This is a genomic window from Mycetocola manganoxydans (genome assembly GCF_003667545.1).
In the GTDB taxonomy this organism is placed as follows: Bacteria; Actinomycetota; Actinomycetes; order Actinomycetales; family Microbacteriaceae; genus Mycetocola_A; species Mycetocola_A manganoxydans.
Window position 1 is genome coordinate 46,403 of record NZ_RCUV01000002.1, and the last position, 24,895, is coordinate 71,297.

Sequence of the window (24,895 nt, forward strand, 5' to 3'; positions counted from 1 at the left end):
AGGGGTATATTGGAAGGGGTCGCAGCAATACCCCCTAGAGGTATACTGGACGGAGTTCACTCGAGGAGGACCCATGCACGGCTACGTCGACAACAAGGCGGATCTGACCAAGCGCCTGCGCCGCGCCGAGGGCCAGGTGCGCGGAATCCAGCGCATGGTCGATGATGACGTCTACTGCATCGACATCCTCACGCAGGTGTCGGCGGTGACCAAGGCCCTCGAGACTGTTGCCCTCCAGTTGCTCGACGACCACCTCAACCACTGCGTCGCCGAGGCCACCCGTGAGGGCGGCCCGGTCGCCGATGAGAAGCTGCGCGAAGCATCCGCCGCCATTGCGCGGCTCGTGCGTTCCTGAAATCTTGCACCCCCGAAACCCCGCATCAAGGAGTAATGCCATGTCCACCGGACCCCTGAACGACCTCGGCCTGACGCAGAAGCGCGATACAGCTACAGCCCCGTCCGGCGGCGGATGCTGCGGTGGCGCCGGCGGCTGCATGTGTGGCGGGCACGGCTCCGGGGCGAGCGCCGCCGCGTCGTCTGCTTCGGCGTCGTCGACCTCGGTCGTCACCGAGCTCTCGGTCTCGGGCATGACCTGCGAGCACTGCGTGAAGAGTGTCACTGAGGAACTCGCCGAGATCTACGGCGTCAACGGTGTCGATGTGAAGCTCAACCCCGAGGGCGTGTCATCCGTCGTCGTGCTGAGTGAGGCACCACTCGACAAGGCGCACGTCGCCGCGGCGATCGAAGAGGCCGGTTACTCACTCTCGCCCGCACCGCTCTCCGCCGACTAGATCTGAGGAACTCACATGTCGACAGGTCCGAACAACGATCTCGGCCTCACCGCCAAGAGCGTCGCTGGCGCAGGTGCCGGATGCTGCGGCGGTGACGGCGGCTCCGGATGCGGCAGCACGAACGGATGCGGTGGCGCGTGTGGAAGTGAACCCAGCGGAGGCTGCGGAAGTGGCGGCGGCTGCGCCTGCCAGGCAGCACCGGCGCCGACCGTACGCACGGACTCCGTGATCGGCGCGCCGCGGGTGTCGAGCGCACCCCAGGCATCGTCGTCGGTGTTCGAGGTGACCGGTATGACGCGGGCGCGGTGCATCGTCACCGTGATGAACGCACTCGAGCGACTGCCGGGCGTCGAGTCGGTCGACGTCGACCTCAACAGCGGTGGCGTCTCGCGTGTCACCGTGGCGAGCTCGTGGGAACTCGATCGGGATGCAGTACACGCAGCGTTGGTCGATTGCGGTTACGCTCTCGCGACGAACGCTGTCCCGGTCGCTTCGTAGCACTCAGGCGCGCAGCGGCGCGGTGCGCCCGAACAGGGAAAAAGCGCCGAGATAAGGACGAATCAGTCGATCGCATCCTTATTTCGGCGCTTCTTCCTTGTGCCGGCGTGAGGCGGCGCGGGGCCAACGCGACCGGCGTGACGCCCGTCAGTTCAGGCCGCTGAACTCGTCCCACGCACGCTCGAATGACGCGCGGACCTCGTCGACCGTGTTGTCTGCACTGAAGTAGCCGTCGAAGATCGCCTTGTCGCCGTGCTCGGGGAAGAGCTCGTCATCCGCGACGGATCGCGCGAGTTCGCCCACGACGTCTTCACGGTCCCGCTGCTGCGCGAGCCAGGTAGCGAAGGTTTCAGTCATCGTCAGCTCTCAATCGTCTTGTCGTCACTCGGGTGGTCGGGGTCTTCCTCAGGTTCCATCGTCGATGGCTCGCCCGTGTACCCGACGGCGATACCGGTGTCGCTGTCCGGGATGGTCGAGTCGGGGCCGGGCTCGCCCGGTTCGCCCTGCATCGGATCGGTGTTGTCAGTGTTCGACATGTCGCTCCCCCTTCGTACGTGGTTGCTGGTTCCCCCACACTACGTTTCGCCCGTCCCTGCAGGACAGGGGGTTGCGCTCCGCCCCGGTCAACCCGGACTTGCCCCCAGCGGAGGCCGCTGGCTGCGGCCCACCTTGTCCCCGTGTTACAGGAGATCGCACCGTTTGCAGGTGATTGTGAGCGAAAGCATCCTGCAAACCGTGCGATCTCCTGTTTTGCGGATGCCGCGGGTCAGGCCGCGAAACCCACCGCTGCCAGCACGTCCACGAGGGTGCCGGGGTCGCCCACGTTGCCGGGAACCACCACGTAGAGGATGTCGCGTCCGTCGACGGCGGTCATCCGCCACACGGAGACCCCGGGCAGAACCTGCCCGACAACGACAGCCGACGTCGCGCCGATCCCGACCCGTGCGACTTCGGCCGAGGTGATCCCGCCCTTGGCGATCACGACATCGACGTCGGGCAGCAGGTCCCTCACGGCAGTGGTGAGCGCTCGCATGACACGTTCGCCGTGGTCGAGGGTGTTGTGGGCCGACGACCGTTCGCGCGATGTCGTCACGACGACGGGCTTCGAATCCGACACCGGACCAGCGGATGCCGCGGCGGCGTGCCCGGCGGCATCCGGATCGGAGAGCGCGGCCTCGGTGTCCAGAATGACCGGGTCGCCCCAACGGGAGGTGACCCGCTCGAGCTGTGCGGACGCACCACCGGTGTGGGAGCCGACGGCGAGGAGGGTACGGGTGCGGTCATCGACGAGCGGAGTCGCGAGCAGACCCACGCTTTCGACGCCGGCGAGCATCGCAGCGAGGGGTGCGGCTGAGCGGACGACGACCGCCCGACCCTGGCTGCGCGCGTTCCGGATCGCATCGGCGATGAGGCGGATGTCGTCGTTGGTGACGGCATCCGGAACCACGACCGAACGCGGTGGGGCAGAGACGAGGATCGACGCGAGCACGGAGGCGTCACCGCGGACCGTATTGAGGTCGATCGGCAGGCCTGTGCGGGTCGACTTCTCGGCGACGAATTCAGTGAGCACACCGCTTGCGAACGGGAACACCGGGTCGTCGGCGTACTCGGTCTCGTGGGCAGGAACGTCGGCGTCTCCGGTGCGGACGTAGTGGATCCCACCCCGCGTTGTGCGTCCACCGGCGGGGAAGGACGGCACGAAGATCATGAGGTCGTTCTCGTCGGCGAGGAATTGCTCGGTCTCGGCGAAGACGTGCCCGCGCAACGTGGAGTCGCCGCGGAGGACGAACTGCACGTCCTCCCCCAGCCGGCGCCCGGCCTCGATCGCATCATCGCGCACGCTGCGGACGAGGTCGACCGCTGTCTGCTCGTCGACCGCACGGGTGTTGGTCTGCACGTAAACGCTGGGCGCATCACGGAGCGCCTGCTCGAGCAGGTCGGCATCGCTCACCAGAAGCACGCGCACATTGCTCGCGGACTGGGTGCCGGTGGGATCGTCGTCGAGAACTACGGTTTTCATGAGCGGCTCTGCCTTGTTCGGGGGTGGGTGACGTCGGATCGAGTTTACGTGGGAGGTAACATCGGCAGCACCATGACTGATCCCATTGTTGTCACCGCCCACTTCGTTCCCGCCGACGGACACTTCGACGCTGTCTACGAGGCGCTCCTTCCCGCAATCGCCGCTGTGCACGAAGAGCCCGGCTGCATTCTCTATGCGATTCACCGCACGCCGGAGAACACCATTCTGATGATCGAGAAATGGGAGTCGGCCGAACTGCTCGACACCCACGGTGCCGGACCGGCGGTCGCCGGGCTCAACGCCTCGCTCGAGGGCAAGCTCGCCCGCCCCGCGGAGGTCACGCGGCTCGAGCCGCTTCCCGCCGGTACTGAGATCCAGGGTTCGCTCTAGCCCCTCGGATGCTCCGGCTCGCGTCGCCGGCGCGACGCAAGGAAGAAGGCGAGACAGAAGGATGCTGCGCCCCCGCGGCATCCTTCCCTGGCGCCTTTTTCCTTCTCCCGCGCGATGGCGGCCGTGGGCGACGAACGGTTAACAGGAGATCGCACGGTTTGCAGGAGAGAAGTCGCGAAAGTCTCCTGTAAACCCCGCGATCTCCTGTTTTGCGTGCGAGGGGGCCGACCGCGGGACGCGCCGCTCAGCGCGCCGAAGGCTCCCGCGTCGCTGGGGCCCCGATGGGCGCCCGGTTTGCGTGCGTCGCGAGCACGATCGCCAGAACTCCGAGGAAGATCGTGCCACCGATCCGAACGACGGAATCGATGCTGAGCAGGAGATAGACGGCTGGTTCTCCGTTCTGCATCACTCCCTGCAGGATGAACTGCAGCAGCCAGGACACGGTGAGGGCAGCGACGACCACTGCTGGTGCCCAGTTCCACGGTTTGGGCACGACGCCAGCGCGAGCGATCTGGACCGCAGCGACCACCGCGAGCGCGAATTGCACCGCGGTGTCGATGTAGCCGAACGTCACGAGAACGTCCAGCGCGATATCACCGGGAATCGCGCCCGCCAGGTCAAGCACGAGATCCACCAGCGACCAGACGGCGAGCGCCACGAGCGCTCCCGTCCCGAGCGGGCGCCGCGCCGTCACACTTCCCGCTGCCGAGAAGCCGAGCGCGAACACAACGAGTGCAGCCGCGAAGAGAACCGTGCCGAGGGTGTTCGAAATGCCGAGAAGGAATCCACCTGGCTCCAGGCCAGCGGTCACCACGTGGGAGACAAGAAGCAGCACACCACCGAGGAACCAGGTACGCCGTGGGTCGAGCGCAGCCGCTGCGGCCCCGCGGGTGTCGTCACTGAACATGGTGTTGAGCGTAGCGCTCAACCGCTACCCGCGGAGTTGCGGCGACGCCTCCACGTTCGCGTGGTCGCCGACTCCGTGCACGATCTCGGCGAGCGCATCCGTCGCCGGCACGGTCGGAACCCAGCCGAGCTCATCGCGCGCCCGCGCCGTCGACATCATGGGCACCATCGCACCCGCGTCGATCCACCCGGGGTCCGAGCCCTGGAGCCGCAGCTTCCAGCTCAGATCCGCAAGCGCCCGCACGACCCGGAGCCTCACCGGAACCCACCGAATTCCGAACGCAGCTGCCGCGGTCGGCGGGTCGATGATCGGTTCGGCAGCGATATTGAATGCGCCCGCGGCGCTGCGGTCGATCGCGCGCCAGAAGGCATCCGCGACGTCATCCGAGTGCACGACCTGCGCGATCATCTGCCGGGGCAGAGGGAGGATCGGCGTCCGGAGCCAGCGCAGCACACTCACCGGGATCAGGTGTCCGGCGAAGAGCCCGGTGATCTCTGTCGCCGCCGCGCGCTGGAACACGAACCCGGGGCGCAACCTGCTCACGATGATCGCGGGGTGGTCCTCCTCGAACCGGTCGAGCGCCCGCTCGTTGATCGCCTTGTGCCTGCTGTAGTGCGATGACGGGATGCCGCCGGTCGGCCAGTGCTCGTCGACTCGCGTCGTCTTCGGACCGGGGCTGTACGCGGCGATCGACGATGCATACGACAACTGGGGCACGCGCGCAGCAGCGACCGCCGCCAGCACGTTCTTCGTACCGATCACGTTCGTGCGCCACAACTGCGCCTCATCGTGATTCGGTTGGAGCTGCCAGCCGAGGTGGACGACGGCATCCGCGCCCGCGAAGATCTGGGCAAGCTTCCTCGGCGCCGACGGCGAGCCGATGTCGAGCGTGTGCCAGGCGACCCCACTGTACGGCGCAACGGCGAGGTCCGGCTCCCTCCTGCTGACACCGACGAGCTCCGCGGCCGTCGGCTCCGTGTGAAGTCGGCGGAGAAGAGCAGTCCCGAGGTTGCCGGATGCCCCGACGATGACAATGCGCATGAGGGTCCTCAGTGTCCGGGGAATTCATCCCAGTGATCTTGGAAGCGGGAACGGTCGTCGTCAGACATCAGTTGCGCCTGGGTTGTCCGCTGCCCGGTGCCTCCGCCTGACGCTTCGACCTCGTCGGCCTCGACAGGCACGACCTCTTCAGGCGACACGTCGAACGATGCATCCGGGGATCCGGCGGCGTTTGTACCTGGCTCGTCGGAGTCGGAGTCGGGGTGTTCGGTGTGATCAGTCATAAGTTTTCCTTGATTGCGATTCGTGGCGCCCCGCCAAGTCGCATGCAGCCTGTGGCAACCGGCTCGAACCGGCATTCCGCCTGTGACTGGGCCAGCGTACAACCGCAACATGGGGAATATGCACCCTTGCGCAAATCGGTTTTCGCGCTACACACAACAGAACGGATGCCCCGATGACGGACACAACGACCTGCCGGTCCGCAAGGGGTGACCGCTGGATCGCCCCGCGTTAATATAGGAACGACGCCGCGAAGGCGTCCCAATCGTCGAAGGAGGGTGCTGTGCCAGATGCCTTTGCCGAAGCCATGGACGCGTTGACCGGTCCAACTCCGCCCGACTCCGCGCTTGCCGAGCCCATCGCCAGCGCACTCCCGGTGTCCGGCGTGGCGATCTCGACGCTCGGCGCGTTTCTCGGCAATGAAACGGTCTCAGCGACCGACACCACCGCCGCCAGGCTCGACGAGGTGCAGTTCGACCTGGGCGAGGGCCCGTGCTGGGACGCGATCGGCCAGGGGAAGCCGGTTCTGGAACCGGACATCCGGCAGCATCCGCTGGGGCGCTGGCCCGCGTTCCTCGACGCGATCCGCCACGAGGACGTCGGCGCGATTTACGCTTTTCCGCTCTTCATCGGCCCTCTGCAGCTCGGGGCGATGGACCTGTACTCCACCGAAGCGAAGGTACTCACCGACAAGCACGCCCGCCAAAGCGCGGCCTTTGCTTCCGTGGTCAGCCGTCTCGTTCTGCACAAGGCGCTGGAACGGGCGGGCGAGGATCCCGAAGCGCTGGGCGAGACGCGGTATTCCCGGCGAACCATCCATCAGGCCACGGGTATGGTTCTCGCGCAGCTCGATCTTCCGCCGGACGAGGCCAGGCTCGTCATCCAGGCCCACGCTTTCGCCACGGGGCGCTCCGTGCAGGAAATCGCAGAAGACATCGTGGACAGGCGACTCAACTTCTCGGTGAGAGATAGTGGAATCGAGGACTCCCGATGACAACGGAGACCACACGGGAAGGGCAGCTTGTGGACGCGTTCGCCACTCTTGCAGACACGCTTGTCGCTGACTACGACGCGGTGGAGCTGCTCCAGACGCTCGTGGAGAACTGCCGCGACATCCTCGACATCTCAGCCGCCGGCATCCTGCTCGCGGACCTCGACGGAGAACTCGACGTTGTCGCATCGACGAGCGAGGCGTCGCGACTGGTGGAGGTGATGCAACTCGGCGCGCAGGCCGGGCCATGCATCGAGTGTTTCAGCACAGGCGATCCTGTATCCCTCCCAGACATTCGCGAGGCTCCTGATAAGTGGGCCCGGTTCCGCGACGGCGCTGCAGCTCAGGGATTCAAGTCGGTGTATGCCCTGCCTCTGAGGCTTCGAGAGACCACGATCGGCGCGCTCAACCTGTTGCGCACAGAGGCCGGAGAGTTGAACGAACGCGATGTGCGGGCAGCGCAAGCGCTGGCGGATGTCGCGACGATCGGCATCCTGCATGCCCGGTCCCTGCGCGAGAGCGATGCAGTACGCGACCAGCTGCAGCGTGCGCTCAATTCGCGAGTTGTCATCGAGCAGGCGAAGGGCGTTCTCTCCCAGACGCAGAATGTGACAACCGATGATGCGTTCGGCATGATGCGGCAGTACGCCCGCAACCACGGGATGCTGCTTTCGAACGTGGCCGAACAGCTGGTTCGCCGAACCCTGACGATTAGCAACTAGCCCTATCTTTGCCTTTCCGGCAGGTGTAGCGTGAAAAGACGGGTTGCTTGAATCCGCATTGCGTCCCCCAGACCCCGGGACTGCCTTCGCGACGCGAAGGTGTCAGACCAGAGGGGCATCGCCATGGAACGCATCCATTATGCGGGCAGTTCGTTCGTCACCGGCGACCGCATCGCACAAGCGCTGATCGACTACGCGCATTTCCTCACCGCGCACAATACGTCTGCGGCGGTCGACATTCCGATCCGGAAGCATGACGGCACGGTGGGGCACGCCAATTTCCTGCTGGGACCGATGAGCCAGCTGGTCTCCGAGTCCGAGGGCAGTCGTTTCGGCGAGATCCTCGATGACGAGTTGGTGCTCATGCTGCACGACCGTGCCACGGGCCGTCACGATTCGTATCCGCGACCCGTCACCACCACCGCGGAGATGTCGAACGACGCATTCTCCCTCTACAGCGACCTGGCAGAGTACGCCTGATCGCTCCCTGAACCGTCGCTGGCCCGAGAGTTCCTCCTCGTGGCGGCCGCCCCGCCTGCCACCGGTGCCGGGCCAGCGACACCTTTCTCCCCGGACCGCCGCAACGGTCCCGATCCGGCCGCGGCGCCCCCGACTCGGCCAACGAGGGCGCACATCCCAGCCACAGGTGAAACAATGGCACCGTGACCGATTACCACCCCGAACTCGACGGCTACGAGCCGAGCGATGGCAGGCCGCTTGCCTCACAGCGGCTGCTGAAGCCGGCCCGCATCCTCATCGTTCTGGGAATTCTGGGGCTCGTGCTCCCCGGCATCCTCGTCACGATGTCGACCGCGACCCAGACAGCCGAGCGCAGCTGCAGCATCGTCGTCGCGCGCGACGCCCCGTATGCGATGGGTTACGACGCCCGGTTCGAGCTTGTCGGGCCTGAGGGTCCGTCCTGGTATTGCTACGCGCTGGTTCAGGGCGAGGACGAGGAACGCATCGGCTCGCTCGGCCCGATTCCGGGGCCGCCACCGGCTCCGAACCCGGACTTCATCGACGCGTAGGACAGAATAGGGTCATGCCTGAAACCCGCCTGGTCGCGTTCGACCTCGACGATACCCTTGCTCCTTCGAAGTCCCCGATGAACCCGCGAATGTCGCAGCTTCTCGCAGACCTCCTCAAGGTCGTCCCGGTGTGCATCATCTCGGGTGGACAGTTCGCGCAATTCAAGATGCAGGCGATCGACAACCTGCCCGATGCGGGTTCGACCAACCTCGACCGCCTCCACTTGATGCCGACGTGTGGCACGCAGTACTTCCGCTTCGAGAATGACGAGTGGACGCAGATTTATGCCGAGAACCTCACCGACGATGAGAAGAGCCGCGCCCTCGCATCGGTCGAGGCCCGTGCCAAGGAGCTCGGCCTGTGGGAGAGCGAGACGTGGGGTGACATCCTCGAAGACCGTGGTTCACAGATCACGTTCTCGGCGCTCGGGCAGTCAGCCCCTGTTCCGGCGAAGCAGGCGTGGGACCCGACCGGCGAGAAGAAGAACCGGCTTCGTGAAGCTGTCGCGGGTGACATCCCGGATCTGGAGGTGCGCTCGGGCGGTTCGACCTCTGTCGACATCACCCGCAAGGGCATCGACAAGGCTTATGGAATGAAGAAGCTCGCCGAGCTCACCGGCATCCCGCTCGACGACATGCTCTTCATCGGTGACCGGCTCGACGAGAACGGCAACGACTACCCGGTGAAGGCACTCGGAGTGCGCTGCCTGGCGGTCGAGGACTGGGAAGACACGGCTCGCCTGGTGGCGGATCTGATTCCGAAGCTCGCGGCCGCTGCGGTGTGATCGCTAGACGGATGCGACCGCCTCCGTCAGCAGTCGGTCGATCGTCGCCGCGTGAAAGACTTGATCCGCAGTAATGAGAGCCAACCCCGCTACACCCGCGAGCTCTCCCAAAACGGACGTCGTGATGGTCAGGTTCCTCGTCGCAAGAGGCAGCGCCCGCTGATATACGCGTTCGCGAACTCCGGAAAGGAGCACCTCGTCGCACTCCGCGAGTAAGCCCGAAACGACGATGGTCCCCGGGTTCAGGATGCTCACCAGCTCCGCGACGGCCTCTCCGAGAACTCGGCCCGCCTGGCGCACAACACGCACCGCCGAGATATCGCCCCGCGCCACCAAATCGACAACGTCGGAGACGCTCGACACATCGAGCCCCTCCTCTTGAAGGTCGCGTACGAGCGCCCAGCCTGACGCGTACGCCTCCACGCACCCAAGGTTTCCGCACCGGCATTGTAGTGCGGCAACGTCGGTCGCAATGGCGGCACGAGTGTGTCCGATGTCGCCCGCGGCACCTTCATTGCCACGGATGATCTGTCCGTTGAAAACAAGACCGGAGCCGATGCCCGTACCCATCTTCAGGCTGATGAGGTTATCGCTGCGGTGCTGACGAGACTCGACGACGGCCCGCGCGTTCGCGTCGTTCTCGACGACCACCGCGACGCCGTAGCGCGAGCTGAACCAGCCGGCTATGTCGAAACGATCCCACCCCGTCATGATCGGCGGATTCACGACCCGACCGGCGGCGAACTCCACCGGCCCGGGAACTCCGATGCCAATCCCCCAGATATCTTCGTCGCCGCGCATTTCTTCGAACGCTGCGTGAACGTCTCCCAGCACACGGTCTGGACCTTCCCACACGTCCACAACCCGCTTCGCATGGCGTAGCGCCGTTCCGCTCAGATCGCAGACGGCAACCGTGAATCCCGAAGCGCCAATGTCTGCCGTGAGGAAGATCGCCCGCGAGGCGTTGAGCGCGAAACGGCTCGACGGCCGCCCACCGGTGGACTCCCCGCCCTTCACCGGCAGAATCAGCCCGCCAGAGAGCAGGGATGTCAGGCGCTGGTTCACTGTGGACCGCGACAGACCTGAAATCTCCATTACCTCTGTACGGCTGAGTTCACCGTGCGTGCGAAAGAGGTCCAGCACATCGCTGATGTGCGATCCGGTTTCGAGAAGTGACACAGATGCTCCGTTGCGCTGCGTGAGTGACGAGGACAGATTGAATATACCAGCGATCAAAACATTCTCAACTTTTGTGTTGCACGAATACAAAAGTTCGCGTAGTTTCTTTTCAACGGCACGCAGTGGTGCCCTCGATTGCAAGGACGAAGATGTTCAAGAAAACAGCACCGTGGACTCGGACCATGCGAGTCGTCATCCCACTCGGCGTGCTCTCCCTGGCCTTGACCAGTTGTGCTTCCGACGGTAGCGGTGGCGCCTCGGACGGGGAGGCACCGTCTTCCACCCGGATCGCCGCGGTCATCAAGGGACTAGACAATCCCTTCTTCCAGGCGATGGAGGACGGTATCAAGGACGCGTCAGGTGACGTCACTATTCAAGCTGCCGCCGACATCGGCGACACCACTGGGCAGGCCGACAAGCTCACCGCGCTCGCTGGGCAGGATTTCGGCTGCTACATCGTCAATCCGATCAGCGGATCCAACCTCATCCAGGCACTCACCCAGGTGTCGACGGCAGGCAAGACGATCGTCAACATCGACAGCCCCATTGATGCGGAAGCAGCCAAGACAGCGAACATTGACGTCGCTACCTACATCGGCACGGACAACAAGGCCGCTGGAGGCAAGGCCGGCGACTTCGTTGCCGAGCAGGTCGAGGCTGACGCCGAGGTCGCAATCATCGGCGGCATCGCCGGTGACGTGACGAGCGCAGCACGCGTCGACGGGTTCAAGGCGGCCGTCGACGGCAAGCTCACCGTGATCCAGGAGAGCGCCGCCGACTGGAAGCGCGAAGTCGCCTTAACGGCTGCCACGGACATAATCGCGGCGAATCCGAACGTCAAGGCGTTCTTCGCGGCCAACGACGACATGGGACTCGGCATCGTGAAGGCGATCGAAAACGCGGGCCGCACCGGTGAGATTGTCGTCGTCAGCGTTGACGGGAACAAAGACGCTCTTGAGTCGGTGGAGGCTGGCGGACTCACTGCGACGGTCGCGCAGTACCCCTTTGCTATCGGGTCACTCGGCGTTCAGGCGTGTGAAGTCGCAGCCGCCGGTGAAGAACTGCCGGAATCCGTCGAGTCACCGACCGCTCTCGTTACGGCCGACGTCGCAGCCGATGCAATCGAAGCGTTCCCGCAGCCGTTCGAAGAGTTCGAGAACCCGCTTCAGGACCTGCTCGACAACTGAGCTGACCCAGAAGAACCTGAGCCTCATCCAAGAATGAGGTGGTGTGCCGATCACCGACCGGCACACCACCTCCCCCGCGATTAGACACACAAGAACTGTGAGCATCATGACCAAAATCGAGGCAGAGCGACCCCCGACGATAGTCTCGTCCGTGGTCACCCAGGCCCGCCAAATCAGTTTCTGGGCTGAGAACGCAGCACCGATCGGGCTCGTCGCCCTGGTGATCGTGTTCTCGATCCTGAGCCCGAGTTTCCTTACCCTCGGCAACATTCGGGCAATGCTCGTTGCCGCTGCAATCCTCGTCGTCCTCGCGATAGCACAGGCTTTCGTGATCACCACCGGCGGTATCGATTTGTCGATTTCTGCAACCATGACCGTCGGCGCCATCGGTTTCGGTATGTCGTGGCAAGCCGGCTACGGTTTCGTCTTGTCGGCAGTCATCGCGATCTTGTCGGCAAGCTTGATTGGGCTGGTGAACGGCCTGCTCATCGCAAAAGGTAAAGTCACCGACTTCATCGCCACCCTCGGAACGCTATCGGTCGCCACCGGTCTGGCATTGATTGTCTCGAACGGCAAGCCGATCGCGGTCAGCTCCCCCGAATTGCTCGTACTCACCTCGGGCTCGCTCGGCATCTTCGGCTACCCGATCATCCTCGCGGCCATCATCGGAATCGCTGCCTGGTTCGTCATGTTCCGCACTCGCTTCGGTCTGCACGTGCAGGCCGTCGGTGGCAATGAAGAGAGCGCCATTGCCAACGGCATCAGCGCCACCAAGGTCCGAATGGCGGTGTACCTCATCGCAGCCACTCTCGCCGGCATCGCGGCGTTGCTGCTCGTCGCCCGGGTCGGTGCCGCTGAACCCGCTATCAACACCCAATATCTACTCAACTCGATCGCCGCCGTCGTGCTCGGCGGCGTGAGCCTCACCGGAGGAAAGGCGAAAATCGTCGGTCCGATCATCGGCGCGCTCTTGCTCACCGCACTGACCAACGGACTCACTCTCCTCGGTGTTTCGCAGTTCTACCAGCCCCTCGCCGTCGGACTCGTTGTCGTCCTGGCCGCCCTACTCACGAGGTTCCAGAAGAAATGACTAACGCAGACTTCATTCTCACCGCAGACAACATCACCAAATCGTTCGGGGGAGTCCACGCCCTCAAAGGCGCCTCGATCGGGATGCGGCGCGGTGAAATCACCGCTCTCATCGGCGACAACGGGGCTGGCAAGTCGACACTTGTGCGCTGCCTCTCCGGCATCCACCGCCCCGACACCGGAACGATCACTCTCGATGGAGAGGACGTCACCTTCGAGACCCCGAACCTGGCGCGCCAGCACGGCATCGAAACGGTGCACCAGAACCTTGCCCTCGTTGAAGAACTGGCCGTGTGGCAGAACTTCTTCCTCGGCCGGGAACTCACTAAAGGCGCTGGGCCGTTCAGGACTCTCGACCGCAAGAAAATGAAATCCACCGCGAATGATCTACTCAACAACCTCTCGGTCAACGCGCCGGCCGTTACGAGCAAGGTTCGCCGGCTGTCCGGTGGTCAACGCCAGGCGGTCGCAATCGCCCGCGCTGCCGGCTGGGGCAGCAAGATCGTCATCATGGACGAGCCGACCGCCGCGCTCGGCGTTCAGGAGACCGCACGAGTGGAGAACGTCATCAACACGCTTCGCGACTCAGGCGTGGCCGTGCTATTGATCAGCCACAACTTCGAGCAGGTCATGCGGCTCTCCGACCATATCTGGGTCATGCGTGCGGGCCTCGCAGTCGCAGAACGCCGTTCGTCGGAGACCAGCGGTGACGAGCTGGTCGCCCTGATCACTGGCGCGAAGGCGGCGTAGTGCATACCGGCATCCGCTCGTCGTCCACCGGGAACCCGATCGGCATCCACGCCGGCGTGTGGGTCAGTGACTGGGCTCCGGAGTCCGCCGAATACGCTATTCGAGAGAGTGCGAGGGCGGGGTTCGACCTGATCGAAATTCCCCTGAGCGATCCGCGAACCACCGACCTCGCGCTGACTCGAAACTTGCTGGCGGAGCACGGTCTCGGAGCAGTGGTGTCTCTCGCTCTCGGCGAACGACACGACATCAACACCGACGATCCGGAGACCTCAGCCCGCGGTGAAGCGCTGCTCAAGGATGCAGTCACCTTCGCCTGCGGGATCGGTGCGACTTACGTCGGTGGCGTCCTCTACTCGAAGATGGCTAAGTACCGTCACGCGAGCAGCACGGCTAGCCGTGAAAATTCGCTCTCGGTGTTGCGTCGGGTGGCAGAGATGGCTAACGGCGAGGGTATTCGTCTGGGCATGGAGTACGTCAACCGATACGAAAGCAACCTGCTCAATACGGCGCGACAGACGGTCGAGTTCATCCGCGAGCTCGGTGCGCTCAATGTGCTCCTGCATCTCGACACCTTCCATGCGAACCTGGAGGAGAGCGATCAGGCCTCGGCTGTCCGCGACGCTGGCGAGTTGCTCGGCTATATCCATGCAGCTGAGAGCCACCGGGGTTACCTGGGGTCCGGCAGCATCGACTGGCCGGGTTTCTTCCGGGAACTGGCGCACAGCGGTTACACGGGACCGATCACTTTCGAGTCTTTTTCAAGCGATGTCGTCGGGTCGAAGACCGCAGAAAATATCGGGCTGTGGCGCAACCTCTGGGCCGACCCCGTTGATCTTGCCCACAGTGCTCACACCTTTCTCCGCTCCGGCCTTGAGGTGGCTCATCGGGCTCACGCCGGGGCATCCGACAACTCACTTCTCTCTACTCACTAAGGAACGCCATGACTATCAACAAACTCGGTGTGCACGCCCTCGTTTTCTCGGGCGGAACAACCCCGGACGAAGTAACCTACACAGTTGACCAAGCGAAGAAGGCGGGCTACGACATACTCGAGATGTCGCTGCATGACGCCGTCAACCTCGACGTCCCCTCCGCGAAGTCGGCCCTGGACGCAGCTGGAATGGACATCGTTTGCTCGCGTGGGCTCGCTTTTGATGCTGATGTCTCGAGCAGCGACTCAGCAGTAGTCGCCCGCGGAGCGAAATTGCTGCAGGATTCACTGCAGATCACCGCAGACCTGGGCGGCACTCACTTCACCGGCGCGCTGTACAGCGCTTTAGGGAAGTACGGCCAGCCCTTGAGCGCCGCAGGCCGGGCCAATGTCGTCGCTGTGTTGCAGGATCTCGCTAAGGAGGCACAGACGAAGGGCATGACGCTCGGTTTGGAGGTCTGTAACCGGTACGAGACCAATGTGATCAATACGGCCAGCCAAGCCCTGACGCTCGCCGATGACATCGGTGAGGACAACGTCTTGATCCACTTGGACAGCTACCACATGAACATCGAGGAAGATGACTTCGTGCGACCGATCCTGCTCGCCGGATCTCGCCTCGGTTACATCCACGTCGGCGAAAATCACCGCGGCTATCTCGGTAGCGGCCACCTCGACTTCACCTCTTTCTTCCACGCCCTCGCGCAAGTCGAGTACGCGGGAGCCATTACGTTCGAGTCGTTCTCGTCCGCCGTCGTCTCGCCGACCCTGTCCAACGACCTCGCCATCTGGCGCAACCTGTGGAACGACGGTCCCGGTCTTGCAAAACACGCACACAACTACATGAGCACCATGCTCGAAGCCAACCGTGGCGACCTCTAAGCACAAAGACAGCGACGCTTTCGCCCAGCGCGCGCTCAACCTGATCGGCTCCGAGCGCCGCGTGCTGCTCGGCATCACCGGCAGCCCGGGCGCGGGTAAGACGACGATCGCCCGCACGCTCGTCGAGCGCATCAACGAGCTGAGCGGGGCGGATGCTGCGGCACCGGTCGCCTCCTATCTCCCGATGGACGGATACCACCTGGCGAACGCAACACTCGACAGACTCGGTATCCACGACCGCAAGGGGGCGATCGACACCTTCGACGGTTGGGGATTCGTCTCACTGCTTCGACGGGTGCTCACCGAAACCGATCATGACGTCTACGCGCCGAGCTTCGATCGTCGAGTGGATGAGGGAATTGCGGCGGAAATCGCTGTGCCGGCATCCGCCCGCATCGTCGTTGCTGAAGGGAACTACCTCCTGATCGACCAGCAACCGTGGTCTCAGATCGCTCCCCTGCTGGCCGAATCGTGGTTCTGTGAGACGTCCGAGGCGGAACGCCTGCGGCGGCTGGTCGACCGTCATGAACGCCACGGTCGCTCCTCGGAGGCAGCGGAGGCGTGGGCGCGCACGGTCGACGGCACCAACGCCGCGCTCATCGAGCCCTCTCGAGCCCGCGCAACGCTCACGATTTCGGGAGTGAGTTCCACCATCGTCTGACGCACTCCGCCCGTTGCCGCTGGTGCACACGAGCACTACGCTCGCGATCGCCCAAACTTTTTTTCGCCGACGATGTCGATCCGGCGCGATCCCGTTCGACGCGATAGTGAAGGGACGCATGGGGCGCCCCTCGACAACGGAGGAAACATCATGAAGTACATGCTGATCATGCGATCGACGGATGCCGCCAAGGAGGCATACGAGAACATCGATTTCGAGCAGATCATCAACGCGATGGGTGCGTACAACGAGTCGCTGATGAAGGCAGGGGTGATGCTCGCCGGCGAAGGCCTCGCCGATGACCTCAGTGACGCGTTCGTCGTCGACTTCTCGAGCGACACCCCCATCGTCACCGACGGCCCCTACGGCGAGACGCACGAGCTGTTCAACGGCTTCTGGATCCTGCAGGTGGGCAGCAAGGAAGAAGCCATCGAGTGGGCAAGCCGCTGCCCGCTCGGCCCCGGGTCGAAGCTCGAGGTTCGCCGGGTCACCGACGAGAGCGACTTCGCGGACTACGCCGACAACGAGTACATCAAGAAAGAAGAAGGCTGGCGCCAGGAGCTCGGTACGGCCTGAGACCGGACGTTCCCGCGGGAGGGCCGGAGGCATCCGTGACTGACATCGACAGCATCCGCCGCACCGTCGATGCCATCTGGCGCATCGAGGGCCCACGCATCGTTGCGACGCTCACGAGGATGACGGGCGACGTCGGGCTGGCGGAGGATCTCGCTCAGGAGGCCGTCGTCGACGCACTCAAGCAGTGGCCGGAGTCGGGCGTCCCGCGCAACGCGGGCGCCTGGCTCACTGCTGTGGCCAAACGCACCGCGATCGACGGCTGGCGGAGGCGAGCGCGGCTCGATGAGCGGTACCGGGCGATCGCCCACGACCTCGAGCAGGCGAGCGAGGAGGAGTGGCAGCCGATCGACGACGACGTGCTGCGGCTCATCTTCACCGCGTGCCACCCCGTGCTCTCCCGCGAGGCGCAAGTCGCGCTGACCCTGCGGGTGGTCGGCGGTCTCACCACGGAAGAAATCGCACGGATGCTGTTCGTCCCGGTTGCGACGGTGCAGCAGCGCATCGTGCGGGCGAAGAAGACCCTGTCTGCGGCGAAGGTTCCGTTCGAGGCACCGGAACCGAACGAGTGGCCGGCGCGGCTCGGCGCTGTGCTCGGTGTCGTGTACCTGCTCTTCACCGAGGGCTATGTGGCGACAAGCGGCGACCGGTGGCTCCGCATCGAGCTCGCCAACGAAGCACTCCGATTGGGGCGCGTCCTCGCAGGACTGCTCCCCCGCGAACCCGAAGTGCATGGGCTGGCGGCGTTGATGGAGTTCCAGGCGTCCCGGTTCGCCGCCCGCACCGCGCGGGACGGCACGCCGATCCTGCTCTCAGATCAGGACCGCTCCCGCTGGGATCGTGCCCAGATCGAGCAGGGTCGTGCTGCTCTTCGACGAGCGGATGCCCTCGGTCGCGGGAGAGGAAGCTACGGCCTGCAGGCGGCGATTGCGGAGCAGCATGCCATCGCACCGAGCGTCGGCGACACCGACTGGGACCACATCGTTCTTCTCTACGAAGCACTCGGCCGACTCAGTCCGAACCCGGTGGTGGACCTCAACCGCGCGGTGGCGGTGTCGATGGCGACGGGGCCGGCGACCGCGCTGCAGATCGTGGACCAGCTCGTCGCGGCTGGGGCGTTGAACGGCTCCCACCTGCTGCCGAGCGTGCGGGGCGAGCTGCTCGCACGGTTGGGTCGCGCCGAGGAGGCGCGGGCGGAGTTCCTTACGGCCGCGGCGCTGACCGGGAACGAGCAGCAGAGCGCGGTGCTGAGGGCCAAGGTGGAGGCCTTGGGCAGCTGAGCGAATCGAGATTCCACTCGTGGCCCCAACATCGAGATTTTGGGGCCACTACTGGCATCTCGGTGGGGATACCGCGAGCCTCAGACCTAGAGCCTCTGAACGAAGCCCACCACAGCGAACGTGATCGGCACCAGAACCGTGACGAAGAGCGCAGCCAGCACCATGCCAACGACTGCGAATGCACCGGCTACAGGCTCGGTGGCGTTGATTCGCGCCGTCCCGATGGCGTGCGCTGAGACACCCATCGCGAGCCCTCGCGAACGCGCGTCGTCGAACCGCAGGAGCCGCAGCATCCCCGGCCCGGCTGTCGCGCCGAGAATTCCCGTCAGGACGGCGAGCACAGCAGCCATCTCGCCCGATCCTCCCGACAACGTTGCAACGCCGAGTGCCACGGGAGATGTCGCCTGTTTCGGTGCGACCGAGAGGATGGTCTGCTCGCTCCCGCCCAGGGCAAACGCCAGTGCAACCGTGACAACGACACCGACGAGGGACCCGAGCCCGACGGCAAGGATGATTGCGCCGGATGTGCCCTTGAGAAGCCGCCGGTGTCGAAACGGAGGTGCTGCGAGCGCCACGACGGCGACGCCGAGCACGGGAGCGAAGAACGCTCCGCCGACCATGTACTGGCCGTAGTCGATCCGCGCGATGAGCAGCAACGTCACGATGGCAGCCGAGGCCCACAGGATCGGGTTCGCCCAGGCGGGATCACGCAGGACTCGGGAGAACAACACCGCCAGGGCGAAGCCGACGACCGTCACCGCGATGCCGAACACCGGCGATGCGAGGAACTGCTCCCACATGCCCGTCACCCCTTCCTCCGAATTCGCCCGAGCAGGTACTTCGCGGCGAGCGCTGTGACGAGGATCGTCGCCAGCCAGCCGCCGACCACCGCGGTGATCAGGGCCGGAGCATCGCGCACCACCTCGGGAATGTGCGCGACAATGCCAACGGCCGCCGGAACCAGCAGAAATGGGATGAGCGACACCAGCTTCTCGGAGATCGGCACGACGATACGGTCCGAGATCTGGGCCGGCTGGAGGCAAAGAACCACGAACATGATGACCATTCCGATCACCGACCCCGGCACAGGCAGGCGCAACCATCCGGCGAGAAACTCACCCGACGCGTAGCAAGCGATCAGGAGCAGGATGCCGGCTGCCGCACGGGCGACGGTTCGAACCCGTTCACGCGGTTGCCGGCGCTCCTGCACCCGTGCTGTCGGCGCCTCGGGTGGGGTCGGCGCAGCAACCTGCCGCCGTACCCCTCCCCCAGTCACCGTTACCCCTCGTCGTAGATCAGGAGATCGTCAGTGTCGTCCACGACACCGCCGGCAGAGTGATGGTCAACCGACCGTCTTCAACCGTCAGCTCTTCATTCGCCCGCGGAACGACGCGCTCCGGAGCCTCGAGGCTGTTTGATGCGTAGACGTCGTCATCCGTCAGTGTCGTCGCGGTCACGGACTTGCCATCCACGAGGGCACCGAGGTCGATCGTCACCGTTGCCGATTCGTCGGCGCCGCGGTTGACGAGGAACACAGCCGCAGCGCCCGTTTCGGCGTCGTGGGTGGCGATGGCATCCACGCGGTTGACCGTTCCGTACTTCTCGGTTTCGTAGGTGTCGCTGCTGAGGTTCAACCGCAGAACCTCTCCAGTGGCCAGTCGGGATGCCTCAGCGAACGGGTAGAAGATCGTCTGGCGCCAGGCTGCACCACCCGGTTCGGTCATGATCGGGGCGATCACGTTGACCAACTGGGCGAGGCTGGCGGATGTCACGCGGTCAGCGTGCTTGAGAAGCGAGATGAGGAGGCTGCCGAACACGACGGCATCCGCCACCGAGTACTGGTCCTCGAGCAGCCGGGGTGCGTAATGCCAGTCGGTTGCGTTTCTCGGCTTGTCCTCGGTGTGCCAGCGCTTGTTGTACCAGACGTTCCACTCGTCGAACGAGATGTTTATGGTCTTGTCGCTCTTCAGCGCGGCCTTGACGTGGTCGATGGTGGCGACGAGCGACTCGATGAACTCGTCCATGTTGGCGCCCGACGCGAGGAAGCTGTCGAGGTCGCCGTCGAGTTCTTCGTAGTAGGCGTGGGCGGAGATGTAGTCGACGTGCTGGTACGTGTGGTGGAGTACGACGCGTTCCCACTCGGCGAACGTCGGCATGATCGGCTTCGAACTGCCGCACGCGACAAGCTCGAGGGTGGGATCCATCTGACGCATGGCGCTCGCGGTCTTCGCCGCGATCTTTCCGTAGTCATCTGCGCTCACATGGCCGAGCTGCCACGGGCCGTCCATCTCGTTACCGAGGCACCACATCCGGATGTTGTGCGGCTCGGGGGCTCCGTTGGCCACGCGCTGGTCAGACAGAGTCGTGCCCTCCTTGATGTTGGAGTACTCGAGCACGTCCAGAGCTTCCTGCACACCGCGGGTGCCGAGGTTCACCGCGTACATCACCTCGCTGCCGGCTTTGTCGGCCCAGCGTGCGAACTCATCGAGACCGAACTCGTTGGTCTCGAGCGAGTGCCACGCCAGATCCACGCGCCGTGGCCGCTCCTCCTTCGGGCCGACCCCATCTTCCCAGCGGTAGCCCGAAACGAAGTTGCCTCCCGGGTAGCGGATGGCACTCACGCCCAGTTCCTTCACCAGCTCCAGCACATCGCCCCGGAAACCGTCTTCGTCGGCGGTGGGGTGCCCCGGCTCGTAAATCCCGGTGTAGACGCAGCGTCCCAGGTGCTCGACGAAGGAGCCGAAGAGCCGGCGTTGAACGGGACCGATCGTGAATCGAGGATCGAGGTCGATGTGGGCGTGCGCCATGGAGGAGTCCTTACGTGTGGGTGCGATCAGAGAGGAGAGAGTGGGTGCTACTTGAGGCTGCCGAGCGAGAGCCCGCCCTGCCAGTAGCGCTGGAGGAAGACGAACGCCAGGATCAGCGGGATGACAGACACGAGCGCGCCGATGACGATGAGGTTCCACAGCTGCTGGCCACCGCCGGCTGCGGCGGAGAGCTGGAGCCACTGGCCGAGGCCTACCGTCACCGGGAACAGCTTCGGGTCGGAGAGCACGGCGAGCGGGAGGAAGTAGTTGTTCCAGGTCGCGACGATCGAGAGGAGCAGAACGGTGGCGATCGCCGGTCGCAGCAGTGGCAGAGCGATGCTGAAGAAGATCTTCGCGTCGCCGGCGCCGTCGATACGAGCCGCTTCGATGAGCTCGTCCGGCACGGCATCCTGCGCGTACACCCGCATGAGGTACACACCGAACGGGCTGAGCAGCGACGGGAGAATCACCGCCCAGATCGTGTTGTTGAGACCGATTGCGCTGAACAGCACGAAGGTGGGAAGCACCAGTGCGGTGACGGGGACCATGACCGACCCCAGCAGCAGAGCGAAGCTGACATTGCGACCGCGGAAGGCGTACTTCGCGAATCCGTAGCCGGCCAGGACGGCGAGCACGGTTGCCCCGACGCCTCCGGTGAGGGCGTAGAGGAAGGAGTTGCCGAGCCACTGCAGGTAGATGCCGCCGCTCTGGTTGAAGAGCTGTGCCAGGTTGCCGAAGAGGTCGATGTTCTTGTCGAACCAGAGCGAGCCAGCCGAGCCGTTGAACAACCCGTTGACGGTCTTCGTGCTTGCAACGATGAGCCACCACAGCGGGACGAGGAAGTAGAAGCACATCCCGATGAGCACGATGCTGCGGAACAGGGGCCGGCGTTCGCCGACTTCGCGACGTGGACCGGACGCAGCAGCCGCCCGGCCGGCCTTGGGCGTCGAGGGAACCAGTGTTGTTGCCATGATTACAGTCCGCTCCTCTTACGAGTGGAAACAAGGAAGATGTACGACCCGATGAACACGATGATTCCCAGGGCGAAGGAGATCGCTGACGCGTAGTTGAACTGGGTGTACGAGAACGCCAGGTTGTAGGCGTAGATGTTCGGCGTGAATGACGCGTCGATCGCTCCGGAGGCGATGCTCTTGAGGATGTGCGGTTCGGTGAAGAACTGCAGCGTGTGGATCAGCGCGAAGACAAGGATGAGGACCAGCGAGGATGCGACCATCGGCACCTTGATTCGCAGGGCGATCTGAAGCTTGCTGGCACCGTCGAGTTTCGCGGCTTCGTAGAGTGCTGGATCGATGCCCTGCAGCGCCGAGTAGATGATGATCATGTAGTAACCGGCCCACTGCCAGCTCACGATGTTGATGAGGCCGAAGAAGATGCCGTCCGGCGAGAGCAGGTTGGGGGCGACGAGTCCGAAGAGACCGAAGATCTCAGCACCCGGGCCGAAGCTCGGGCTGTAGAGGAAGCCCCACATCAGGGCGCCGATGACGACGGGCACCGCGTAGGGAATGAAGATCAGGACACGCGAGATGCGCGCGAGGCGGGTCGTGAGGCTGTCGATGATGAGCGCAGCGATGAGCGACACCAGCATCTGGACCGGGATGACCACGATAGAGAAGAGAACGACGAAGCGCGCACCTTCGAGGAACAGAGGGTCGGAGAACGCCCGTACGTAGTTGTCGAACCACGTGAAGGTGTTTCCCTGGGCGAGCGTCTCGGTTTGAAGGCTGAGCCAGAAGGCGTAGGCGAGGGGCAGGATGAGGAGGGCGACGAACACCACACCGAAGGGTGCGACGAAGGACCATCCGATGAGGTTGCGCCGACGGGCGACCGTCGGGCGCTTGCGGTGCTGTTTCGGCTTTCCGGGCCTTGCGGCGCCCGGAGCGTTCGTTGCTTCAAGAGTGTGAGACACGATGAGCGTTCCTAGCGTGGGGGTCGGGGCGGCAGTGTGCCGCCCCGACCGGTACGGATATCTAGCGGACCGTGAAGCCCTGCTGGGTGGCGTAGTCGCTCAGCAGCGACTCGAGGGACTTCGCGGTTTCTTCCGCGCTTGACTTGCCCTGAACCATGGATGCCAGCTCTTCGTTGGTCTTGTCGTAGACGAAGTTCTGGAAGGGCGTGTTCGTGAAGCCCTTGTAGCCATCTGCCGCGTCGACGAAGACATCCTTGTAGATTGTCTGTCCGCCGAAGAACGGGTGCTCGTAGTTGGTGAAGTAGTCAGCTTCGAGGGCGGGCTTCCACAGCGGGAAGAGGGTCGCCTCTTCGATGCCGATCTTCCACGCCTCATCGGTGCCGAAGATCTCCATGGCAACCTTCGCGGCGAGCTCAGGGTTGGCCGCCTGCTTGGTCACGGCGAAGGTCGAACCTCCCCAGTTGACGTCGACCGGGTCGGAAGCATCCCACTGCGGCAGCGGTGCAGCCTGCCACTTACCCTCAGGAACGCCGCCTTCGACAAGACCCTGGAGGTAGCCGGGGCCCCATGCTGCCGCGATGTACGTCGCGTAGGTTCCGTCGAGCATGCGGGCGTTGTCTTCGGCGGTCGTACGGTCGTTACTGCTGACGAGTCCTTCGTCGACGAGCGCCTCCCAGTACTCCAGCACCTCGATGACCTCAGGCGAGTCGAGGTTGATCCCGATCGACTCCGGGTCAGTGGCGTCGTACTCATAGGGTTCGGCGCCATTCTGTGCGAAGAGCGACTGGATGTACGCCTTGCCGTTCGTCGGGAAGTTGGTGATGTATCCCTCGTAGCCGTTCGCCCGGAGCTGGCGGCCTGCTTCAGCGAATTCCTCCCACGTGGTGGGCACAGCAACGCCGTACTGCTCGAAGATGTCTGAGCGGTAGAGCATGCCCATCGGACCACCGTCGACGGGGATGGCGAAGACGCCGTTGTCGTTCGATACGTCGGACCAGGCGCCTTCGGTGTAGTTCTTCTCCACGTCGCCCGCACCGTATTCGGTGAGGTCGAGGAAGGCATCCTGGAGCGTGTAGCTCGGCACGATCGCCGCTTCGATCATGACGACGTCGGGTGCTCCGCTGCCGGCTTTGAGCGCGGTGTTGAGCTTGGTGTACTCGTCAATGTTGACGCCGGCGTTGTTCCAGCAGACCTGGACATCGTCGTGCGTGTTGTTGAACTCGTCCACGACCGATTCGAAGGCCGGGTACCAGGCCCAGAGGAGAACCTGCTCTGCCTCTTCGTTGACGATCGTGTTCGTGCACGAGAGGTTCCGGTCAGCGGTGCTTCCTCCTCCTTCTCCTGCGGTGGATGCACAGCCTCCGAGCCCGAGGGCGAGGGCGGAGATTGCGGTGAGAGCTGCGACTTTGCGTTTCACATCATGTCCTTTCAGCGACATTGCCGATGGTGCGAGGGTGAACTCATCCTGCACGAAATTGCGAAAGTATTGCAAGCAAATACTTTAGATATTGCAGTTTGGCCGATATGTTCGACGACATGGCTTCCTTTTCTGACTCGTCGACGGTCTCTGCGGTCGAGCGTGTCTACCAGCAGATCCGCAACCGCATCCTCGAGGGAACACTCGAGGAAGGCTTCCCCGTGCGGGAGCGCGATCTTGCTGCTGATCTGGGGGTGAGCGTCACTCCGGTGCACGAAGCGCTGGTGCGACTCGCCGCTCAGGGACTGGTGGTGCTGCACCCCCGGCGCGGTGCTGTCATCACACCGATCACCGTCGCCGAGGCCGATGCCGTTCTTGAGACACGCAACCTCGTGGAGGGCTACGCCGGGGAACGCATCGCCGCACTCGCCGATGTGCGACTTACGGACCTGGACGCCCGGCTACAGACGAACCTCAATGAGCAGCGGGCAACGTTCGATCCCCTGGATCCCGCACGATTCCTCGAACTGGATGCCGAATTCCACGGCATCATCGTGGGCGAAACTCACAACCCGATCCTGTCCAACCTTCTGTGGACCTCGGGTGACAGACTGCACCGTGTGCGCGTTCGTGCACTCCGTCGAAACGCCACCCTGCAGGAGCAATGGTTCGATGATCACCGCCTCATGCATGAGCACCTGGCGAAGCGTGACACCGGTGCGTACCGGGAGCAGCTCCGTCAGCACCTCGACATCACGGGACGGTGGGCGAGCGTCTGATCACGCCCCCGTGCGCTGAC

The 24,895-nt window shown here is 64.2% G+C and carries 31 protein-coding genes; 18 read left to right on the plus strand and 13 right to left on the minus strand.

Annotated features, from left to right (window positions below):
* Positions 1–73: 73 nt before the first annotated feature.
* From D9V29_RS01525 to D9V29_RS01535, 3 genes are read left to right on the plus strand one after another with little or no spacing between them, the layout of a single operon-like run.
* Complete coding sequence (locus tag D9V29_RS01525; RefSeq protein ID WP_121671562.1) at positions 74–355, plus strand: metal-sensitive transcriptional regulator; 282 nt, start codon at positions 74–76, stop codon at positions 353–355.
* Positions 356–395: 40 nt separating this feature from the next.
* A complete protein-coding gene (locus D9V29_RS01530) occupies positions 396–791 on the plus strand; it encodes a heavy-metal-associated domain-containing protein (RefSeq protein ID WP_121671563.1) in 396 nt (131 codons plus the stop codon).
* Between the two features lie 15 nt (positions 792–806).
* Positions 807–1,289, plus strand: coding sequence for a heavy-metal-associated domain-containing protein (locus tag D9V29_RS01535; RefSeq protein ID WP_121671564.1), 483 nt, complete (start codon positions 807–809; stop codon positions 1,287–1,289).
* Positions 1,290–1,436: 147 nt separating this feature from the next.
* Here D9V29_RS01535 and D9V29_RS01540 read toward each other — a convergent pair whose 3' ends face one another.
* From D9V29_RS01540 to D9V29_RS01545, 3 genes are all read right to left on the minus strand, one after another.
* Positions 1,437–1,646: a YozE family protein gene (locus D9V29_RS01540; RefSeq protein ID WP_121671565.1), complete on the minus strand. Its 210-nt coding sequence runs from the start codon at positions 1,644–1,646 to the stop codon at positions 1,437–1,439.
* A gap of 2 nt (positions 1,647–1,648) precedes the next feature.
* A complete protein-coding gene (locus D9V29_RS14840) occupies positions 1,649–1,825 on the minus strand; it encodes a hypothetical protein (RefSeq protein WP_183084875.1) in 177 nt (58 codons plus the stop codon).
* Positions 1,826–2,055: 230 nt separating this feature from the next.
* Positions 2,056–3,309, minus strand: coding sequence for a four-carbon acid sugar kinase family protein (locus tag D9V29_RS01545; protein ID WP_121671566.1), 1,254 nt, complete (start codon positions 3,307–3,309; stop codon positions 2,056–2,058).
* 72 nt (positions 3,310–3,381) lie between these two features.
* Between D9V29_RS01545 and D9V29_RS01550 the strand changes: the two genes are divergently transcribed.
* The gene (locus tag D9V29_RS01550; RefSeq protein WP_121671700.1) at positions 3,382–3,699 is read left to right on the plus strand and encodes a putative quinol monooxygenase; all 318 of its coding nucleotides are present in this window, start codon (positions 3,382–3,384) and stop codon (positions 3,697–3,699) included.
* A gap of 244 nt (positions 3,700–3,943) precedes the next feature.
* On the opposite strand, the gene D9V29_RS01555 is transcribed toward D9V29_RS01550, so the two are convergent.
* The 3 genes from D9V29_RS01555 to D9V29_RS01565 are packed head-to-tail and all read right to left on the minus strand — an operon-like array spanning position 3,944 to position 5,889.
* Positions 3,944–4,606 (minus strand): hypothetical protein, encoded by a 663-nt coding sequence (locus tag D9V29_RS01555; protein ID WP_147436202.1) that lies wholly within the window; start codon positions 4,604–4,606, stop codon positions 3,944–3,946.
* Between the two features lie 24 nt (positions 4,607–4,630).
* Positions 4,631–5,647, minus strand: a complete 1,017-nt coding sequence (locus tag D9V29_RS01560; protein ID WP_121671568.1) for an NAD-dependent epimerase/dehydratase family protein — start codon at positions 5,645–5,647, stop codon at positions 4,631–4,633.
* A gap of 8 nt (positions 5,648–5,655) precedes the next feature.
* Positions 5,656–5,889, minus strand: coding sequence for a hypothetical protein (locus D9V29_RS01565; RefSeq protein ID WP_121671569.1), 234 nt, complete (start codon positions 5,887–5,889; stop codon positions 5,656–5,658).
* Positions 5,890–6,170: 281 nt separating this feature from the next.
* Here D9V29_RS01565 and D9V29_RS01570 point away from each other — a divergent pair, with 281 nt between their 5' ends.
* The 5 genes from D9V29_RS01570 to D9V29_RS01590 all read left to right on the plus strand — a co-directional run bounded on the left by D9V29_RS01570 (position 6,171) and on the right by D9V29_RS01590 (position 9,413).
* On the plus strand, positions 6,171–6,881 hold the full coding sequence (locus D9V29_RS01570) for a GAF and ANTAR domain-containing protein (protein WP_121671570.1): 711 nt from the start codon (positions 6,171–6,173) through the stop codon (positions 6,879–6,881).
* Positions 6,878–7,600, plus strand: coding sequence for a GAF and ANTAR domain-containing protein (locus D9V29_RS01575; RefSeq protein WP_121671571.1), 723 nt, complete (start codon positions 6,878–6,880; stop codon positions 7,598–7,600). Before D9V29_RS01570 ends, D9V29_RS01575 begins: the two co-directional genes overlap by 4 nt.
* A gap of 123 nt (positions 7,601–7,723) precedes the next feature.
* Positions 7,724–8,080, plus strand: coding sequence for a hypothetical protein (locus D9V29_RS01580; protein ID WP_121671572.1), 357 nt, complete (start codon positions 7,724–7,726; stop codon positions 8,078–8,080).
* A gap of 182 nt (positions 8,081–8,262) precedes the next feature.
* Entirely contained in the window at positions 8,263–8,628 is a 366-nt protein-coding gene (locus D9V29_RS01585) for a hypothetical protein (RefSeq protein ID WP_121671573.1), read from the plus strand.
* A 14-nt stretch (positions 8,629–8,642) separates the two neighbouring features.
* Complete coding sequence (locus tag D9V29_RS01590) at positions 8,643–9,413, plus strand: HAD-IIB family hydrolase (RefSeq protein ID WP_121671574.1); 771 nt, start codon at positions 8,643–8,645, stop codon at positions 9,411–9,413.
* A gap of 3 nt (positions 9,414–9,416) precedes the next feature.
* Here D9V29_RS01590 and D9V29_RS01595 read toward each other — a convergent pair whose 3' ends face one another.
* The gene (locus D9V29_RS01595) at positions 9,417–10,733 is read right to left on the minus strand and encodes an ROK family transcriptional regulator (protein ID WP_121671575.1); all 1,317 of its coding nucleotides are present in this window, start codon (positions 10,731–10,733) and stop codon (positions 9,417–9,419) included.
* 8 nt (positions 10,734–10,741) lie between these two features.
* Here D9V29_RS01595 and D9V29_RS01600 point away from each other — a divergent pair, with 8 nt between their 5' ends.
* The 8 genes from D9V29_RS01600 to D9V29_RS01635 all read left to right on the plus strand — a co-directional run bounded on the left by D9V29_RS01600 (position 10,742) and on the right by D9V29_RS01635 (position 17,945).
* Positions 10,742–11,779: a substrate-binding domain-containing protein gene (locus tag D9V29_RS01600; RefSeq protein ID WP_220699907.1), complete on the plus strand. Its 1,038-nt coding sequence runs from the start codon at positions 10,742–10,744 to the stop codon at positions 11,777–11,779.
* A 106-nt stretch (positions 11,780–11,885) separates the two neighbouring features.
* Positions 11,886–12,869 carry an ABC transporter permease gene (locus tag D9V29_RS01605; RefSeq protein WP_121671702.1) on the plus strand — a complete coding sequence of 328 codons (984 nt, stop codon included), beginning with the start codon at positions 11,886–11,888 and terminating at the stop codon, positions 12,867–12,869.
* Entirely contained in the window at positions 12,866–13,618 is a 753-nt protein-coding gene (locus D9V29_RS01610; protein WP_121671576.1) for an ATP-binding cassette domain-containing protein, read from the plus strand. Before D9V29_RS01605 ends, D9V29_RS01610 begins: the two co-directional genes overlap by 4 nt.
* A complete protein-coding gene (locus D9V29_RS01615) occupies positions 13,618–14,550 on the plus strand; it encodes a sugar phosphate isomerase/epimerase family protein (RefSeq protein WP_220699908.1) in 933 nt (310 codons plus the stop codon). The genes D9V29_RS01610 and D9V29_RS01615 overlap by 1 nt, the downstream gene beginning before the upstream one ends.
* An 8-nt stretch (positions 14,551–14,558) precedes the next feature.
* On the plus strand, positions 14,559–15,431 hold the full coding sequence (locus tag D9V29_RS01620; protein ID WP_121671577.1) for a sugar phosphate isomerase/epimerase family protein: 873 nt from the start codon (positions 14,559–14,561) through the stop codon (positions 15,429–15,431).
* Positions 15,418–16,092 carry a nucleoside/nucleotide kinase family protein gene (locus D9V29_RS01625; RefSeq protein WP_121671578.1) on the plus strand — a complete coding sequence of 225 codons (675 nt, stop codon included), beginning with the start codon at positions 15,418–15,420 and terminating at the stop codon, positions 16,090–16,092. The genes D9V29_RS01620 and D9V29_RS01625 overlap by 14 nt, the downstream gene beginning before the upstream one ends.
* Positions 16,093–16,242: 150 nt before the next feature.
* Positions 16,243–16,668 (plus strand): YciI family protein, encoded by a 426-nt coding sequence (locus D9V29_RS01630; protein WP_121671579.1) that lies wholly within the window; start codon positions 16,243–16,245, stop codon positions 16,666–16,668.
* Between the two features lie 44 nt (positions 16,669–16,712).
* Positions 16,713–17,945 carry an RNA polymerase sigma factor gene (locus tag D9V29_RS01635; protein ID WP_121671704.1) on the plus strand — a complete coding sequence of 411 codons (1,233 nt, stop codon included), beginning with the start codon at positions 16,713–16,715 and terminating at the stop codon, positions 17,943–17,945.
* An 86-nt stretch (positions 17,946–18,031) separates the two neighbouring features.
* On the opposite strand, the gene D9V29_RS01640 is transcribed toward D9V29_RS01635, so the two are convergent.
* From D9V29_RS01640 to D9V29_RS01665, 6 genes are all read right to left on the minus strand, one after another.
* Positions 18,032–18,745 (minus strand): LrgB family protein, encoded by a 714-nt coding sequence (locus D9V29_RS01640; RefSeq protein ID WP_229790418.1) that lies wholly within the window; start codon positions 18,743–18,745, stop codon positions 18,032–18,034.
* Positions 18,746–18,750: 5 nt separating this feature from the next.
* Positions 18,751–19,221, minus strand: a complete 471-nt coding sequence (locus tag D9V29_RS01645) for a CidA/LrgA family protein (RefSeq protein ID WP_121671581.1) — start codon at positions 19,219–19,221, stop codon at positions 18,751–18,753.
* A 19-nt stretch (positions 19,222–19,240) separates the two neighbouring features.
* A complete protein-coding gene (gene arfA, locus D9V29_RS01650) occupies positions 19,241–20,752 on the minus strand; it encodes an arabinosylfuranosidase ArfA (protein WP_121671582.1) in 1,512 nt (503 codons plus the stop codon).
* 47 nt (positions 20,753–20,799) lie between these two features.
* The gene (locus D9V29_RS01655; RefSeq protein ID WP_121671583.1) at positions 20,800–21,723 is read right to left on the minus strand and encodes a carbohydrate ABC transporter permease; all 924 of its coding nucleotides are present in this window, start codon (positions 21,721–21,723) and stop codon (positions 20,800–20,802) included.
* A 2-nt stretch (positions 21,724–21,725) separates the two neighbouring features.
* Positions 21,726–22,679 carry a carbohydrate ABC transporter permease gene (locus tag D9V29_RS01660; protein ID WP_121671584.1) on the minus strand — a complete coding sequence of 318 codons (954 nt, stop codon included), beginning with the start codon at positions 22,677–22,679 and terminating at the stop codon, positions 21,726–21,728.
* A gap of 61 nt (positions 22,680–22,740) precedes the next feature.
* Entirely contained in the window at positions 22,741–24,096 is a 1,356-nt protein-coding gene (locus tag D9V29_RS01665; RefSeq protein ID WP_183084876.1) for an ABC transporter substrate-binding protein, read from the minus strand.
* Positions 24,097–24,215: 119 nt separating this feature from the next.
* Here D9V29_RS01665 and D9V29_RS01670 point away from each other — a divergent pair, with 119 nt between their 5' ends.
* Positions 24,216–24,875, plus strand: coding sequence for a GntR family transcriptional regulator (locus tag D9V29_RS01670; protein WP_183084877.1), 660 nt, complete (start codon positions 24,216–24,218; stop codon positions 24,873–24,875).
* The last annotated feature ends 20 nt before the right edge of the window (positions 24,876–24,895 follow it).

Coding starts and splice junctions, on each gene's coding strand:
- D9V29_RS01525 (WP_121671562.1), top strand. CDS start 74: ATGCACGGCTACGTCGACAACAAGGCGGATCTGACCAAGCGCCTGCGC.
- D9V29_RS01560 (WP_121671568.1), bottom strand. CDS start 5,647: ATGCGCATTGTCATCGTCGGGGCATCCGGCAACCTCGGGACTGCTCTT.
- D9V29_RS01580 (WP_121671572.1), top strand. CDS start 7,724: ATGGAACGCATCCATTATGCGGGCAGTTCGTTCGTCACCGGCGACCGC.
- D9V29_RS14840 (WP_183084875.1), bottom strand. CDS start 1,825: ATGTCGAACACTGACAACACCGATCCGATGCAGGGCGAACCGGGCGAG.
- D9V29_RS01670 (WP_183084877.1), top strand. CDS start 24,216: ATGGCTTCCTTTTCTGACTCGTCGACGGTCTCTGCGGTCGAGCGTGTC.
- D9V29_RS01620 (WP_121671577.1), top strand. CDS start 14,559: ATGACTATCAACAAACTCGGTGTGCACGCCCTCGTTTTCTCGGGCGGA.
- D9V29_RS01545 (WP_121671566.1), bottom strand. CDS start 3,309: ATGAAAACCGTAGTTCTCGACGACGATCCCACCGGCACCCAGTCCGCG.
- D9V29_RS01555 (WP_147436202.1), bottom strand. CDS start 4,606: ATGTTCAGTGACGACACCCGCGGGGCCGCAGCGGCTGCGCTCGACCCA.
- D9V29_RS01605 (WP_121671702.1), top strand. CDS start 11,886: ATGACCAAAATCGAGGCAGAGCGACCCCCGACGATAGTCTCGTCCGTG.
- D9V29_RS01565 (WP_121671569.1), bottom strand. CDS start 5,889: ATGACTGATCACACCGAACACCCCGACTCCGACTCCGACGAGCCAGGT.
- arfA (WP_121671582.1), bottom strand. CDS start 20,752: ATGGCGCACGCCCACATCGACCTCGATCCTCGATTCACGATCGGTCCC.
- D9V29_RS01530 (WP_121671563.1), top strand. CDS start 396: ATGTCCACCGGACCCCTGAACGACCTCGGCCTGACGCAGAAGCGCGAT.
- D9V29_RS01590 (WP_121671574.1), top strand. CDS start 8,643: ATGCCTGAAACCCGCCTGGTCGCGTTCGACCTCGACGATACCCTTGCT.
- D9V29_RS01550 (WP_121671700.1), top strand. CDS start 3,382: ATGACTGATCCCATTGTTGTCACCGCCCACTTCGTTCCCGCCGACGGA.
- D9V29_RS01630 (WP_121671579.1), top strand. CDS start 16,243: ATGAAGTACATGCTGATCATGCGATCGACGGATGCCGCCAAGGAGGCA.
- D9V29_RS01610 (WP_121671576.1), top strand. CDS start 12,866: ATGACTAACGCAGACTTCATTCTCACCGCAGACAACATCACCAAATCG.
- D9V29_RS01540 (WP_121671565.1), bottom strand. CDS start 1,646: ATGACTGAAACCTTCGCTACCTGGCTCGCGCAGCAGCGGGACCGTGAA.
- D9V29_RS01535 (WP_121671564.1), top strand. CDS start 807: ATGTCGACAGGTCCGAACAACGATCTCGGCCTCACCGCCAAGAGCGTC.
- D9V29_RS01600 (WP_220699907.1), top strand. CDS start 10,742: ATGTTCAAGAAAACAGCACCGTGGACTCGGACCATGCGAGTCGTCATC.
- D9V29_RS01640 (WP_229790418.1), bottom strand. CDS start 18,745: ATGTGGGAGCAGTTCCTCGCATCGCCGGTGTTCGGCATCGCGGTGACG.
- D9V29_RS01655 (WP_121671583.1), bottom strand. CDS start 21,723: ATGGCAACAACACTGGTTCCCTCGACGCCCAAGGCCGGCCGGGCGGCT.
- D9V29_RS01575 (WP_121671571.1), top strand. CDS start 6,878: ATGACAACGGAGACCACACGGGAAGGGCAGCTTGTGGACGCGTTCGCC.